Below are 15,238 nucleotides of genomic sequence, written 5' to 3' on the forward strand. Positions count from 1 at the left end.
ATGGGGGACATCCCGGCGCTGCCTCGGGCGCAGTGGTGGTGGACGCAGAAGTCGGGCAGCAGTGCCCAGGAGTACGAGGACGCCGCGTACTGCTGGCAGTCCGGCGAGCCGGGCGTCGACGGCGCAGGACGGGCCGTCGCGTCGCTGTACGCCTCGGTGTCCGACGGCGCCTCGGAGAGCCTGCTGGCCCGCGACTGGGCCGGGCTCCTGGTCCAGGACACCGTCGAGTCGATGCGGCTCGCCGGTGACTGGTGGCAGGAACTGCCCACGTTCGTACGGGACTTGATGGACCGCTCCGCACTGCACTGGGACGCCTTCCTCACCCGCTACCAGGCCGAGCGCGCCGCCCAGGGCAGACCCATCGCCTGGTACGAGCAACCAGGCCTGGAGAAGGGCGCGTTCGCCACGGTGCTGGGCGCCGAGATCCGGGCCACCGTCCTGGAGGACGGCACGACCCGCTGGTTCTGGTACGCGTTCGCACTCGGCGACAGCTGTCTGTTCCAGCTGCGGGACGGACGGCTTCTGGAGTCCTTCCCGCTGAGTACGGTCGAGGAGTTCGGGATCACTCCCCAGTTGCTGGGCAGCCGCAACCACGACGCGGAACTGGTCGCGGAACGGACGCGGGTGGCCTGGGGCGAGCTGCTGCCCGGCGACGAACTCCTGCTCGCCACCGACGCGTTGGCGGCCTGGCTGCTGGCGAGCGCGCCCACTGTCGCCCTGCCAGCCTTCGCGCACTTCGACCAGCAGGACTTCGCCGAGTGGGTGGACGACCAGCGGGCGCGCGCCCGAATGCGCAACGACGACGTGACGCTCGTCCGCGCGAGGGTGGGAGCGGAGGCGTAGATGACGGTGCCCCCCGGCGGCGGCCCCGGACTCGGACCGGGTACCGGCTCGGCCCGGAGGTTTCCGACGGGAGCGAACTACGCGGAGGCCCTGCAGCACCCCGAACTCTGCTTCAGCGACCCCGACTTGAAGCACGGCACGGTCCAGCAGAGCCCGGTACTGGGCCCGAAGGCGATCTCCGGGAACTTCGCCAGCGTCTTCTCCGTCACGGCGAGGAACGGACAGCGGTACGCGCTGAAGTGCTTCACCCGGGACAGCCCGACGCTCGGCAAGCGCTACGCAGCCATCAGTACGGCGCTCGGTGCACTGAGCCTGGGCGGCCTCTCCCAGCCGTGGCCGGTCGGGTTCGACTTCCTCGAACAGGGCGTCTTGGTCGGGCGGGAGTGGTACCCGGCGGTCAAGATGACCTGGATACAGGGCACCGGACTCATCAGCTGGATCGAACGCAACCTCAACGACCCGGCCGCCCTGCACGCACTCGCCGACCACTTCCTGGCCATGACCGCCGACCTGGAGAAACACGGCATCGCCCACGGCGACCTCCAGCACGGCAACCTCCTCGTGGCCGCCGACGGCACCTTCCGCCTCGTCGACTACGACGGCATGTACGTCCCCGCCCTGCGCGGCGAACAGGCCACCGAGAACGGCCACCGCAACTACCAGTCACCCAGCCGTACGGCCGCCGACTTCGGCCCCGCCATGGACCGCTTCTCCGCCTGGACCATCGAACTGGCCCTGCTCGCCGTGGCCACCGACCCCGGCCTGTGGACCCAACTCCACGACAGACACGGCGAGTTCCTGATCCTCTCCGAGGCGGACTTCAAGGAACCGGCGACGTCGTTGGCCTGGCCGGTCCTGCTGACCCACCCGGACCGGCGGGTACGGGACATGGCGAGCCGGGTCAAGAGCTTCCTGGGCAAGTCGGCGTCGGCCCTGCCCTCGCTGACGCCGGACGCGGTACGGATACCGGGCCAACGAACGGGGTCGGGGTCGGGTTCAGGGACAGGTGCGAGTACGAACGGTCACGGGACCGGCCTGAGCGGCAGCCGCCCCACGGTCACGTCCTGGACGCCGCCCGCGTCCGCGACGCCGACGCCCGCTTCCGGGGTCCCGGCGTGGATGGTGGGACGCGTGGCCGCCTCGACACCGGCCCAGCAGCCCGCCGCAGGAGCCGGGGCACGGGTCGGCTTCGCCAGGCGCGGCGCCGGTGACCTGGTCGCGGCCGTCGGCGCGCTGCTCAGCACCTCCACCCCCGGTGCGCTGGTCCTCGCCGCGGCCCAGCCCGTGGACGTCCTGCCCGCGGCACAGGGCGTGGCCCTGCTCACCTCCGCCGCGCTGCTGGGGCTCGGGCGGCGCCGGCGCCCCGAATACCGGGCGGCCCGCAGGCGCGTACGCGAGCTGAAACGGCGCTCCCGTGAGCTGGCGGACCCGGCGAGCGCGTACGAGCGCCTGGAGAAGGAGATCCGCGCCCTCGACGAGGCCCTCGCCAAGGACAACACGGCCTCCGACCAGCGCATCCAGGCCCTGCAGATCGAGCTGCGCGACGGCCAGTCCCGTATCACCATGGACCTGAACCGGCGTACGGACCAGGCCCAGCAGCAGTTGGCCGGGCTGGCGGCGAAGGAGCGGCGGCTGCTCGACAAGGCGCTGGAGCCCGCGATCAGGGCGCACATCCAGGACAGGCTGCGCCGGACGCCGATCCAGGAGGCGCTGTCGCTGAGCAACATGGGCGCCAAGATGGTCCGGGCGCTCCAGGACGCGGGTATCCGGTCCGCCGCCGACTTCATCGGCGTGGACTTCTCGCACAACCCGTCCGTCGTGTTCCTGGTGCGTCCCGGCGGCCAGCGGGTACGGGTGCCCGGCATCGGCGAGGCTCGTGCCACGGCCCTCAGCGACTGGCGCCAGGGTCTGGAACGGCGGGCCAGGGCGACCGCGCCGACGACGGTGCCTGCATCGACGAAGGCTCAGATCAAGTCGGACATCGCCACACTCCGGCGGACCCACAAGGCGGAGATCAAACAGGCCGAGGCGGAGGCGCAACAGAAGAAGTCCGCGTTGCAGCGACGCATCACGGACGAACGCGGCCGCCTCACGGGCCAGCGCCAGCAGCGCGCCATGGATACGCAGCGCAAGCGTGCGGAACTCCTGCAACGCCAGAAGCAGTTGGCGGGGGCGGAGGCGGAACGGGCGCGGGTAGTAGGGGAGTTGGCGGTGGCTCGGAAGGAGGCGCGGGGGGTGTTGGGGGCGGGGAGGTATGTGCGGTTCCTGGTGACGGGGCGGTGAGGGGTTTCACGCTTGTTGTCTCGCCCCCGCCGCCCCTACCCGTCCCATCCTTCTGGGGGCTGCGCCCCCAGACCCCCGCTTGTCGCGCTGAACGCGCTCGTCCTCAAACGCCGGACGGGCTGGAGGGTGACGGCCGGTGCTGAGGCGCGGTGGGGGTGGGTGGGCGGGGAAAAGGGTGGGCTGAGAGTGGTTGTCTTCGAAAGCCGGCCGGGGCTTGATCTTTTAGCCCGTCCGGCGTTTGAGGACAAAGGGGGGTCTGGGGCGCAGCCCCCAGAAGGATGGGAACGGGTAGGGGCGGCGGGGGCGAAGACTCTTGTCTGGTGGTGTGGGAGCGGTAACCATGGTCGCAGCAGGGTGATGTGACGATCCGTCAGATTCTAGTGAAGGAGTCCGACCGTGATCTACGGCATGCAACTCCCCATCCAGTCCCAGTCCACCCTCTACACCGAACCCTGGGAGGCCTCGGCCGGCCCCGCCGACCTGCTCGACATCGCCCGCACCGCCGACAACTCCGGCTTCGCCTACCTCGCCAGCTGCGACCACGTCGCCATCCCCCACCGCCTCGCCCCCGCGATGAGCACCGTCTGGTACGACCCGGTCGCCACCCTCGCCCACCTCGCCGCCGTCACCGAACGCGTCCAACTCCTCAGCCATGTCGCCGTCGTGGGCCTGCGCCACCCCCTCCTCACCGCCAAGCAGTACGCCACCCTCGACCACCTCTCCGGCGGGCGCCTGATCCTCGGGGTCGGGGCGGGCCACGTACAGGAGGAGTTCGAGGTGCTGGGGGTCGACTTCGCGAGGCGGGGGGCCGTGCTCGACGAGACGATCGATGCCTTGCGGGCCGCGCTCGGGCCGGAGGAATTCCCTGAGCATCATGGGAAGTTGTTCGACTTCGAGGGGCTGGGGCAGCGGCCGCGGCCGGCGCAGGAGCGCGTGCCCCTGTGGGTCGGTGGGTCGTCGCCCGCCGCCGTACGCCGTGCCGCTCTCAAGGGCGACGGCTGGCTGCCGCAGGGCGATCCGCGCGACCGGCTGGGGGAGCAGATCGGCCGGATCCGGCGGATGCGAGAACAGGCCGAGCTGCGGGGGCCGTTCAGCATCGGGGCCATCACCGAGCCGCTGTACGTCGGGGAGCCCGGGTGGGACGTCGGGCGGCGGACGATCAGCGGGGCGCCGGAGGTGCTCGCCGAGTCGCTGCGGGCGTACGGAGCGATGGGCGTCCATCAGATCCAGGTGCGGTTCCGGAGTCGGAGCCTTGCCGAACTCACCGACCAGATGGGCGAGTTCGGGGCGCGAGTCGCTCCGCTGCTGGAGGATGGCCGGAAGACGACCACCTGTCTGACAGCCTGACCGGTTTTCTTTGAACATTTGAACATGTCCACGTCGGGGCGCGTACGTATGAACGCACGTACGTCATGGTTCCGGCGGAAGGACATGCACGGTGCGCACTTCCCGGTTCGTCGACCACCCCTCACCCTCGGCCCCCTCGTCATCATCGTCACCGTCCAGGCTGTGCGTCGCCCTCGCCTGCGCCGAGGGCGAGTGGCCGCACCAGGGCTGGCCGGACGCCGAAGACCCACATGTGGGTAGGGCGTTGCACGTGGCGCCGCCCTACCGTGAGCTGCGGGAGGAGGGCGCCGTGGACGTCGTCGTCCTGCGCTGCGAGGAGCCGGCGAGCGCGTTTCCGGTGCTGCTGGGCGCCATGGGGGCCGTGAGTGTTCCGGTGATCGTCGTCAGCCCCCGGCGGGACACCGAGACCGTGATCGAGGTGTTCCGGGGCGGGGCCGGCTATCTGGTCGAGGGCGACTACTGCACCTGCATGCTGGCCTCGGCGGTCATGGCGGCCACGGTCGGGCACACCTACCTCTCGCCGGTCGCGTGCGCGGCCCTGCGGGAGGGCGTTCAGAAGGCCTCCGGGGCCGGGACCGGGGCCGGCGTCGCCGCCGTCGCCGGGGATGCGATGGAACGGCTGCGGAGCCTGCTCTCGCCGCGCGAGCGGCAGATCATGGAGCTGCTGTCGACCGGCCTGGGCGCCCAGGAGATCGGGCTGCGGCTGCGGCTGAGCGAGAAGACCGTCCGCAACAACCTCAGCAACATCTACGCCAAGCTGGACGCCCGGGGGAGTACGGACGCGGTGTTGCGCTGGCTGGGGGCGACCCCGGCTGTTCGCATATGAGAACAACCGGTGTCGCCCTGTTCGCTGCCCGATCCCCTTTCGAATCCCGCTACGGCGCCGGAATCTCCGACAGCGGAATTTCCACGTCCGTGACGTTGCCGCCGGCCTCGCCGAATCCGGGTTCCACCCTGAGGCTGTTGTCCGAGTTCTGGATTCCGTTGGCCTCGGGAGTTCCGCACTGCACGTTGCGCAGCCAGAGTCGGCCGTCCGGGGTGCCGTTCTTCAGGAGCTGCGGATAGAAGACGTGCACGGTCGCGCCGCCCTCGCTCGGCGAGAAGAACACCTTCTGGCCGTCCTGCGCCTCCTTGTACGTGGCCCGGAGGAATCCGCTCACGTCGGTTCGTTTCTCCGACCACATGAAGAAACCGATGTGGTCGGCTTTCACGGTGTCGGTCCGGGAGAAGTCGAATCCGGTTCCGGTGTCGTCCCGCTTGAGGTTGATCTCCGTCGTGTTGAACTTGGCGCCGATCTCGAAGAAGGAGTTACCGAGCTTCGAATCGGCGGAAGCGGTGAACCCGTCCTCCAGGGTGATGGACCTCGTCACCGACGCGGACACACTGAAGGCCTTCGAGAGGGCGCTCGTGGAACCGCAGTTGTCGGTCACGGTGGAAACACGCTGGTTCGGACCCAGGCTGTTGTTCTTGAACTGGACGTCGACGAACTCACAGTTGTCCAGCTTGTTGGAGTTCTCCGCGCAGTCCTTGGTCACCTCGGAGGGGGTGGCGGCACCCGCCTGGTTCATCAGCGGAACGGCCACGGCGATGGCCACCACCGGGGCCATGGCCATGACGATGCGCTTCTTCTTGCTCCGGTGATGTCCCTTGCGGCCGGTGCGTGTCATCGTGCGTCTCCTTGAGGGGAAGGGGGAGTTGAGGGTTTCCGTGCAGATGGGGGGAGGTGTGGGGGAAGCGCGGGACATGGGAGGCGTCGTCAGCAGTCGGTCAGGACCGGCTTGACCGTGCCGTCCGCGATACCCGCGGCCCCGGCGGCGCCCGGCAGCACGGCGGGCCCTTCGACGAGTTCCGACGCGACGAAGTTCTGCTCCGGGGAGGGGTTCACGGCGAAGCTGCCGGGGTCGGCGTCGATCCGCACCCGCCATTCGCCGGTCATGCGCTGCATTTTCGGCGTGAACTCCAGATGCAGGACCTTGCCGACCGGAACCTCCCGGTTCTCCGTGTCGCCGGCGGTCACCGTCTTGACGGTCATGTCGGTCGTTCCCTTGTGCTTGAGCCAGGCCCCGCTCAGAAATCCGAAGAGCCCGCCGCCGGCGCCCTGTTGGGTCGCGGTGTACTTGCCCGAGCCCTGGCCCACGGTGGATTTCCACGTGATGGAGACCTTCGCCGGTTCGGTGGCGTTCGGTTCACAGTTGGGGAAGTCGATCGAGGCCTTCTCCGTGGGGCCGTCGAACGACTCGAAGTTCGTCTCGACGTAGTCGCAGTTGTCGGCTTCGAAACCATCCGCGAAGGCGCCCCCGAAATCGCTCACCGACTGCTGTTTTCCGTTGAGTACCGACGACCGTTCGCACATCCTGATGATCTGCTCGGGCGTCTTCTCCTCGGCCGCGTTCGCCGACGGAAGGAGGGTGATGATCACGCCACCGGTCGCGAGTGCCGACCCGATCGCCACGAGCCGTACCTTCTTGTTCTTCAGTCGCCTCTTGGCCATGCCGCTCCGTCCTGGGGTTACTCGGGGTACTTGAGGATCGCTTTACCTGCTCGTGGAGGATTATTGGCGTGACCTGTGAGCCCGCGACAGGGTCAAATATCCCTACTCCCCAGTTACTTGATGTGTGCTCTCGCACACATGGCGCATGGGTTCACCAGGCCTGACGCATCGTCAGATCCGGCGGTACGATGCTGACCTCCACCGATGTGAACGCTGCGAAGGGGTTCCGCATGGGCAAGCTCGACGGACGGGTCGTTCTCGTCACCGGCGCGGCACGCGGTCAGGGGGAGCAGGAGGCGCGGCTCTTCGTCGCGGAGGGCGCGCGGGTGGTCGTGGCGGATGTGCTCGACGACCAGGGGGAGGCGCTCGCCAAGGAGTTGGGTGCGCTGTACGTCCATCTCGACGTGCGCGAGGAGGCGGGCTGGCAGGCCGCGGTCGCCGCCGCCGAGAAGGCGTACGGCCGGATCGACGGGCTGGTCAACAACGCCGGCATCCTCCGCTTCAACACCCTTCTCGACACCCCCCTCGACGAGTTCATGCAGGTCGTGCAGGTCAACCAGGTCGGCTGCTTCCTCGGCGTGAAGACGGTCGCGCCGCACATCGCCGACGCGGGCGGCGGCACGATCGTCAACACCGCCTCGTACACCGGGGTGACCGGGATGGCGGCGGTCGGGGCGTACGCGGCGAGCAAGCACGCGATCGTCGGGCTCACCCGGGTCGCCGCGCTGGAGCTGGCGCGCCGGAAGATACGGGTCAACGCCATGTGTCCGGGCGCGATCGACACCGCGATGTCCAACCCGGCGGTCCTGGACCCGGGTGCGGACGCGGAGGGTGCCTCGCGGGGGCTGGACAAGCTGTACCGCAAGCTCGTGCCGCTGGGGCGGATCGGGCGGCCCGAGGAGGTGGCGCGGCTCGCGCTGTTCCTCACCTCGGAGGACTCCTCGTACATCACCGGGCAGCCGTTCGTGATCGACGGGGGGTGGCTTGCGGGTGTCTCGGTTGTCTGACTGACCGTCAGCTATTGACGGTCACAGGGCCCGGTGGAACAGTCGACTCATCAAATCTGACGCTACGTCAGAAACGTCAGAGACGCTGACTTGGGTGACTGGGGACGGTGAACCTCCTTGGAATTCGGGCTCTTTGTACAGGGATACGTGGGCAAGCGGGCCGAGACCGATCCGCTCGCGGAGCACAAGGCGCTGCTGGAGGAGACCGAGTACGTCATCGAGGCCGACAAGTCCGGCTTCAAGTACGCCTGGGTGACCGAACACCACTTCCTGGAAGAGTACTCGCACCTCTCCGCCAGCGACGTCTACCTCGGCTACCTCGCCCACGCCACCGAGCGCATCCACCTCGGCTCCGGCATCTTCAACCCGCTCGCCCCGGTCAACCACCCGGTGAAGGTGGCCGAGAAGGTCGCCATGCTCGACCATCTCACCGGCAACCGCTTCGAGTTCGGCACCGGCCGGGGCGCCGGCTCCCACGAGATCCTCGGCTTCATGCCTGGCATCACGGACATGAACCACACGAAGGAACTCTGGGAGGAGACGATCGCCGAGTTCCCGAAGATGTGGATGCAGGACGAGTACGTCGGCTTCCAGGGCAAACACTGGGCGCTGCCGCCGCGCAAGATCCTCCCCAAGCCGTACGGGCCCTCGCACCCCGCGATGTGGTACGCCGCCGGTTCGCCGCCCTCGTACGGCATGGCCGCGCGGAAGGGGCTGGGCGTGCTCGGCTTCAGCGTGCAGAAGGTCTCCGACATGGAGTGGGTGCTGGAGCAGTACAAGACGGCGATCGTGGACGCCGAGCCGGTCGGGGACTTCGTCAACGACAACGTGATGGTGACGTCCACGGCGGTGTGTGCGCCTACGCATGCGGAGGCGGTGCGGATCGCGGCTGGGGGTGGGCTGCACTATCTGCAGTCGCTGCTGTTCCGGTACCACGACACGTTTCCTCGTCCCGAGGGGTTCCCGGTGTGGCCGGAGACGCTGCCGGAGTTCAACGAGGAGATCATCGAACTGCTCATCGCCGAGGAGTTGTTGATCTGTGGGGATCCGGACGAGGTGTTGACGCAGTGCAAGCGGTGGGAGCAGGCGGGGGCGGATCAGTTGAGCTTCGGGATGCCTATCGGGATCTCGAAGGAGGACACGTTGCAGACGATTCGGTTGGTCGGGGAGCACGTGATTCCGAAGATTGATACCGATCCTGTGCATCGGACTTCGCGGTTCCGAGGGGTGGCTTGAGGGTTCGTCGGCGGGTGCGGCGTGGTGGGGGCTGGTCGCGCAGTTCCCCGCGCCCCTAGGTGGGAGTGAGGTGCTGTCTTGCTTGATCATCTGGTCAGAGGGGTTACCGTCGTTGACGGGACCGGTCGTCCGGCCTACGTCGCCGATGTCGGGCTGCGGGACGGGCGGATCGCCGTCATCGGGACCGTGACCGAGGATGCCCGGACTGTTGAAGATGCCGCTGGGTTGGTGTTGGCACCCGGGTTCGTCGATCCGCATACGCACTACGATGCTCAGCTCTTCTGGGACCCGTACGCCACGCCCTCCCTGAACCACGGGGTCACGACCGTTGCCGCCGGTAACTGTGGGTTCACCCTTGCGCCCTTGAACCCTTCCCGTCCCGGCGACGCCGACTACACGCGGCGGATGATGTCCAAGGTCGAGGGGATGTCGTTGGTGGCGTTGGAGGAGGGGGCGCCCTGGAGTTGGAGCGGGTTCGGGGAGTATCTGGATGCTCTCGAAGGGCGGATCGCGGTCAACGCCGGGTTCATGGTGGGGCATTGTGCGCTGCGGCGGTATGTCATGGGGCCCGATGCGGTGGGCGGGCAGCCCACCGAGGCCCAACTCGCCGACATGCTGCGGCTGTTCCATGAGGCAATGGACGCCGGGGCCTGGGGGTTCTCCACCACCCAGTCGTCCACGCACTCCGACGGGGACGGCAAGCCGGTCGCGTCCCGGCATGCGCTGCCCGCCGAACTCATCGAGCTGTCCAGGGCGGTTGGCGAGCACGAGGGTACGCAGATCGAGGCGATCGTCGCCGGGTGCCTCGACCAGTTCAGTGACGACGAGATCGATCTGTTCGTCGAGATGAGCGCGGTCGCCGGGCGTCCGCTGAACTGGAACGTGCTCACGATCGACTCGTCCGTACCGGCCCGCGTACCCCGCCAGCTGGAGGCAAGTGAGCGTGCCCGTAAGGCGGGTGGCCGGGTCGTGGCCCTCACCATGCCCATCCTCACGCCGATGAACATGTCCCTCGGCACCTTCTGCGCACTGAACCTGATTCCCGGCTGGGGACCGGTGCTGGGGCTGCCGGTTCCCGAGCGGATCGAGCGCCTCGGCGACCCCGCCGTCCGGGCGGAGATGGTCCGGCGGGCGCAGAGCGAGGAGGCCGGTGTCTTCCGGCGGCTGACGGACTTCGGGCGGTATGTCATCGGGGACACCTACAGTGCGGCGAACGAGGGTCTGACCGGCCGGGTCGTGCAGGACATCGCCGCCGAACGCGGCCTGGACCCCTTCTCCTGCCTCGTCGAGATCTGTGTGGCCGACGAACTCCGTACGGTCCTGTGGCCCATGCCGACCGACAACGACCCGGCGTCCTGGGCGCTGCGCGCCGAGACCTGGCGGCACGAGGACGTGCTCCTCGGCGGCTCCGACGCCGGCGCGCATCTGGACCGGATGTGCGGGGCCCCGTACACGACCCGGTTCATCGGTGACTGTCTGCGGGGACGCCAACTGGTCTCGCTGGAGCGGGCGGTGCAGATGCTGACCGACGATCCGGCGCGGCTGTTCGGCCTGCGGGAGAGGGGGCGTATCGAGGAGGGCTTCCATGCGGATCTGGTTCTCTTCGACCCGGAGCGCATCGACGCCGGCAAGGCCACCCTGGTGCACGACCTGCCGGGCGACAGTCCGCGTCTCGACTCGAAGGCGCTCGGGATAACCGCAGTGTGGGTCAACGGGGTTGAGGCGATCCGCGGGGACGCGGTCACGGGTGCGGTGCCGGGCAAGGTGCTCCGCTCCGGGCGGGACACGGCCACGGTGAGTACCAAGTGACCGACGGACAGCGGCTGTTCGTCGGCGGCTCGTGGGTGGAACCCGCCGACGGGCACTACGAGGTGATCGACCCGGCGACGGAGGAAGTCGTCGGGTTGGCGCCGGAGGCCTCGCGGGATCAGGCGCACGCCGCCGCCGCGGCGGCTCGCGAGGCCTTCGAGCCGTGGTCCCGGATGCCGGCGGAGGAGCGGGCGGCGGTACTGGGGCGGGCGGCGGACATCATCCACAGCCACCTGGCGCCGTACGCCGCCCTCGCCCAGGCCGAGACCGGCGCCACGACCGCGACGGCGCGTGGCATGCAGGTGGGCGTGGGCGCGGCCCGGTTCCGCCGGTACGCGAAGGTGGAGCCGGCCGAGTGGGCGATCCCGCCGCAGGTCAACGAGGGGGGCCCGTTCGGGAAGGCGGCCGTGATGGGCGCGCTGGCGATACGCCAGCCGGTGGGCGTGGTCGCCTGCATCACCTCGTACAACAACCCCTGGGCCAACCCGGCCGGGAAGATCGCGCCCGCGCTGGCGATGGGCAACACGGTGGTCGTGAAGCCCGCGCCGCAGGACCCGCTGTCGGTGTACCGGATGGCGGGGGCGCTGGAGGCGGCGGGTGCGCCACGGGGTGTCGTGAACGTCGTCAGCGGGCGGGGCCCTGGGGTCGGCGAGGCGGTCGTGGACTCGCCGGACGTCGACATGGTCAGCTTCACCGGGTCGACCGCGGTCGGGCAGCGGATCGCCGAGGTGTGCGGCCGGGGCATGAAACGCCAGTTGATGGAGCTGGGCGGGAAGGGCGCGGCACTTGTCTTCGACGACGCGGATCTGCGCTCAGCGGTCTCGGGCATCGGCACGACGTTTTCGTTCTACAGCGGCCAGATCTGCACGGCGCCGACACGGGTGCTGGCACAGCGGGGCGTGTACGGGCAGGTCGTCGAACAACTCGCCGCGTACGCCGGTCAGTTGAAGGTCGGTGATCCGCGTGCGGCGGGCACGGTGGTCGGGCCGGTGATCTCGGCGGCGCATCGGGACCGGGTCGAGGCGTACGTCGAACTGGGCCGGAAGGAGGGCGCGGTGGTCGTCGCGGGCGGTGAACGGCCTTCGCACGACCGGGGGTTCTATGTGGCCCCGACCCTGCTGGCCGACTGCACGAACGACATGCGGGTGGCCCGGGAGGAGATCTTCGGGCCGGTGGTGACCGTCATCCCCTTCGACGACGAGGAGGAGGGCGTCGCGCTCGCCAACGACAGCGACTACGGGCTCATCGACTACGTCTGGTCGGGGGACGTGGCACGCGCGTTTCGCGTCGCGCGGCGGCTGCGGGCGGGCGGGGTGGGCGTGAACACCGTCGGGCGGAACATGGAGGCGCCGTTCGGGGGGTTCAAGCGGAGCGGGGTGGGGCGCGATGTGGGGTCGTACGCGCTGCACGCGTATGGGGAGGTGCAGGCGGTCGTCTGGGCGGGGTGAGGCGGGCAGGCGGAGGGACCGTGCTGGGGCGCCGTGAAGGACACGGTCGCCTGGGCGCGGGCTCCGTCGCCGCCTCCCGGCGTGATGAGCCCCGACTCGTAGGCGAACACCGCTGCCTGGGCGCGGCTGCCCAACGCCCGCTTGGACATGGCCCGGTTGACGTGCGTCTTGACCGTCGCCTCGGTGATGAACAGCCGTCCGGCGATCTCGTCGTTGGAGGTGCCGGTGCCGGTGCCGGTGCCGGTCCACCGCAGGACTTCCAGAGCTGAACACGACGGCCTGCGCGAGCGCGGTGGCCATCGACCCCTCGTCCGCGGTCAGCCCGGCGTAGATCCCCCCCGCTGGTCGGCAGCGCGCAGCAGACCGCCGTACGCAGTGGGCGCGACGAACCACAGCCACCCACGCAGACCACGGCGGACACCGCCACCGGGCCCGCCACCGGGCGACCAGCGGCAGGTTGACCAGACAGGTCACCGTGAACGCGACCGCCAGCGCCACGTCCACGGCCGGCGGGCTCAGCAGCCTCCGTGCGTTCCCCGCGTTCCGCACCCGCGCAGCGTAGGACGGGCTCGGCCGCCGTGCCGTCGAACCGGCGTGGTCACTCCGTATACCGCGGAAGTCGCAGTCCCGGCCCGGCTACCGCGCCCGTTGCAGTCGAAGGTCAACCACCTGCGGGACGCCGGGGGCGCTTCCCGTCCCTAACGTCTCATACACACCGCCGGGCCACCGAGGGGAACAGCCCCCGGGGCGCCGTCGGCCCTGACACAGGCCCGAAAACACAGGCCCGAACAAAGGAGAGATCGTGAAGTCTCGTTCCCGCTTTTCGGCCGCTGCCACCGCCGTGTCACTGGCGGCACTCGGGGTGGTGGGGCTGTCCTCCTCGCCCGCGGCCGCGGCTGCCGTCAGCTGTTTTGGCTACTCCGGTACCGCCAATTCCTACGGGCGTACCTACATCGATTGGCCCCATGGGCCGGAAGAGTGCTTCGCCGTGGCACCCTCAGGAACGGTCTGGCACACATGGGTGGGTGCGGGTGGCTGGAAGCAGATGCCGGGCGGTGGCACAGCCTCCCACTTCGTCGGCTTCTGGGACGACTGGAACGGCAAGACCGTCAAGGTCGTGACGGACGCCGGAAACAATTACTGCAACTACGACGACTACGCGACCAACGTGTGGACCGGCTGGTGGAGCTGCTGAGCTGATCAGAGTCCCCCGCCAGGGGTGGCGGGGGACGGCCGGCCCGGCCGCCGTTTCTGATCGGTGACCGTGATCCGGTGGCCCGGTCACTGTTACACGGCCTTGGTTTGTTTGCGCACGTTCCGACTCCCCCTGAGTGAAACGAGGAACTGTGCAAACGAGAAGCAGCCTGATCCGGCTGGCGCTCACGGCGACGGCCACGGGCGTGCTGGCACTGGGCGCGCCGGCCGTCGCCCTGGCGGCGGTCACCGGGCCGGCGGCCGGGGCCCAGGGCTCGGCCACCTCCGCCGACACGTCGACGGAGCCCAGTCAGAGCCAGTGGAAGCAGCTCGACCGCATCGCCACCACCCACTCCGCGCTCGGCGTCGCGGACTCCGGCACGGTGCTGAGGCTGGCCGCCGGCACACCGGCCGCGGAGAAGGCCAAGGTCCGGGCACTGCTCCCGGCGGGCACGCCGACGACCGTCCTGACCAGCCGGTTCAGCAAGGACGCCCTGAGCAGGATCCAGCAGACGGTGACCGCCCGCGCGTGGAACAGCGACGCCGACAAGTACGGCGTGGCCACCTCGTACGACGCCAGGACCGACAAGGTGTCGGTCTTCACGGACGCCCCGGCCTCCGTCACGGACTCGCTGCGCAGCGCCTACCCGGGCGCCGTCGACGTACAGCGGGCCCGCCTCGAACCCCAGCAGTCCCGGTTCGCCGATGCCCAGCCCTTCTGGGCCGGATCCGCGCTGATCGGGACCGAGGGCACCAGCGCCTACAAGTGCACGGCAGGGTTCGCCGTCAAGCAGCGGAGCACCGGTCACCTCTACCTGACGACCGCGGGGCACTGCTACAGCAACCTGACGCACGTCTACAGCCGAGGGCAGAACAACGGCTTCGGCAACTGGGTCGGACAGGTCACGAGGCGCAACCAGAACATCGACACCGAGCTGATGTCCGGCAACACGGCGAAGCCCTACGACAGCTTCATGTTCACGGGCGGGGTGGCCGGCAGCGGAGCCACGATGTTCGTGCACGGGACGGAGGTGCCCGACAACGGGACGAAGGTGTGCGTGAGCGGTTCCGTGTCGTTCAACCACTGCGGTCACCCGATCTCCGACAGCAGGTACAGCATCTGCTACTCGGGCGGAATCAACTGCATCAAGGACGGCAAGGGGTTCCTCTACGACCGTGGCGGCACGAACTGGCCGAACTACGACAACGGGGAGATCACGCAGGGTGGTGACTCCGGTGCGCCCATCTACACGACGGACGACACCGAGTCCGGCGCCTGGATCGTCGGCGGGCACTCGGGCCTGATCTGGAAGGCGGGCGGCCCCTGCCACTGCTCGACGCCGCACATGGTCGGCGTGAACATCGCGGCCATCACCCAGGACCTGGGAGTCGACGTCCTCACGCGGTGACCGTCCCGAAGTTTTTTCGCCCCCGCCGCCCCTACCCGTTCCCATCCCTGGGGGCTGCCGCCCCCAGACCCCCGCTTGTCGGCCTGAACGGCCTCGTCCTCAAACGCCGGACGGGCTGAAAGATCAAGCCCCGGCCGGCACCATCCAGCCCCTCCGGCGTTTGAGGAGCGG

Annotated in this window: 12 protein-coding genes and 1 pseudogene; 10 read left to right on the forward strand and 3 right to left on the reverse strand. The window is 69.3% G+C overall.

All coding sequences use genetic code 11. The features are described from left to right. The 4 genes from ACFYXF_RS23410 to ACFYXF_RS23425 all read left to right on the forward strand — a co-directional run bounded on the left by ACFYXF_RS23410 (window position 1) and on the right by ACFYXF_RS23425 (window position 5,299). Complete coding sequence (locus tag ACFYXF_RS23410; protein WP_389351952.1) at window positions 1-843, forward strand: hypothetical protein; 843 nt, start codon at window positions 1-3, stop codon at window positions 841-843. Beyond that, complete coding sequence (locus ACFYXF_RS23415; protein ID WP_389351954.1) at window positions 844-3,126, forward strand: hypothetical protein; 2,283 nt, start codon at window positions 844-846, stop codon at window positions 3,124-3,126. Window positions 3,127-3,534: 408 nt separating this feature from the next. Next, entirely contained in the window at window positions 3,535-4,473 is a 939-nt protein-coding gene (locus ACFYXF_RS23420; RefSeq protein ID WP_389351996.1) for an LLM class F420-dependent oxidoreductase, read from the forward strand. A 91-nt stretch (window positions 4,474-4,564) separates the two neighbouring features. Beyond that, window positions 4,565-5,299, forward strand: coding sequence for a response regulator transcription factor (locus tag ACFYXF_RS23425; RefSeq protein ID WP_389351956.1), 735 nt, complete (start codon window positions 4,565-4,567; stop codon window positions 5,297-5,299). A gap of 49 nt (window positions 5,300-5,348) precedes the next feature. Here the strand turns inward: ACFYXF_RS23425 and ACFYXF_RS23430 are convergent, their stop codons facing one another. After that, a complete protein-coding gene (locus ACFYXF_RS23430; protein WP_389351958.1) occupies window positions 5,349-6,140 on the reverse strand; it encodes a hypothetical protein in 792 nt (263 codons plus the stop codon). 89 nt (window positions 6,141-6,229) lie between these two features. Then, the gene (locus ACFYXF_RS23435; RefSeq protein WP_389351960.1) at window positions 6,230-6,964 is read right to left on the reverse strand and encodes a hypothetical protein; all 735 of its coding nucleotides are present in this window, start codon (window positions 6,962-6,964) and stop codon (window positions 6,230-6,232) included. Between the two features lie 230 nt (window positions 6,965-7,194). Between ACFYXF_RS23435 and ACFYXF_RS23440 the strand changes: the two genes are divergently transcribed. From ACFYXF_RS23440 to ACFYXF_RS23455, 4 genes are all read left to right on the forward strand, one after another. Next, window positions 7,195-7,971 (forward strand): SDR family NAD(P)-dependent oxidoreductase, encoded by a 777-nt coding sequence (locus ACFYXF_RS23440; protein ID WP_389351961.1) that lies wholly within the window; start codon window positions 7,195-7,197, stop codon window positions 7,969-7,971. Window positions 7,972-8,088: 117 nt separating this feature from the next. Further along, the gene (locus ACFYXF_RS23445; protein ID WP_389351963.1) at window positions 8,089-9,207 is read left to right on the forward strand and encodes an LLM class flavin-dependent oxidoreductase; all 1,119 of its coding nucleotides are present in this window, start codon (window positions 8,089-8,091) and stop codon (window positions 9,205-9,207) included. A 78-nt stretch (window positions 9,208-9,285) separates the two neighbouring features. Continuing rightward, window positions 9,286-11,016, forward strand: coding sequence for an amidohydrolase family protein (locus ACFYXF_RS23450; RefSeq protein WP_389351965.1), 1,731 nt, complete (start codon window positions 9,286-9,288; stop codon window positions 11,014-11,016). After that, on the forward strand, window positions 11,013-12,464 hold the full coding sequence (locus ACFYXF_RS23455) for an aldehyde dehydrogenase family protein (protein WP_389351967.1): 1,452 nt from the start codon (window positions 11,013-11,015) through the stop codon (window positions 12,462-12,464). The genes ACFYXF_RS23450 and ACFYXF_RS23455 overlap by 4 nt, the downstream gene beginning before the upstream one ends. 71 nt (window positions 12,465-12,535) lie before the next feature. On the opposite strand, the pseudogene ACFYXF_RS23460 reads toward ACFYXF_RS23455, so the two are convergent. Further along, window positions 12,536-12,727: pseudogene (locus ACFYXF_RS23460) on the reverse strand (response regulator transcription factor); the annotation flags it as partial. Window positions 12,728-13,266: 539 nt separating this feature from the next. On the opposite strand from ACFYXF_RS23460, the gene ACFYXF_RS23465 reads away from it, so the two are divergent. Beyond that, window positions 13,267-13,659 carry a hypothetical protein gene (locus tag ACFYXF_RS23465; protein WP_389351969.1) on the forward strand — a complete coding sequence of 131 codons (393 nt, stop codon included), beginning with the start codon at window positions 13,267-13,269 and terminating at the stop codon, window positions 13,657-13,659. Window positions 13,660-13,810: 151 nt separating this feature from the next. Next, on the forward strand, window positions 13,811-15,067 hold the full coding sequence (locus ACFYXF_RS23470) for a hypothetical protein (protein ID WP_389351970.1): 1,257 nt from the start codon (window positions 13,811-13,813) through the stop codon (window positions 15,065-15,067). Window positions 15,068-15,238 lie beyond the last annotated feature (171 nt).

Origin of the sequence: Streptomyces sp. NPDC002680 (assembly GCF_042889145.1) — a bacterium.
In the GTDB taxonomy this organism is placed as follows: Bacteria; Actinomycetota; Actinomycetes; order Streptomycetales; family Streptomycetaceae; genus Streptomyces; species Streptomyces adonidis.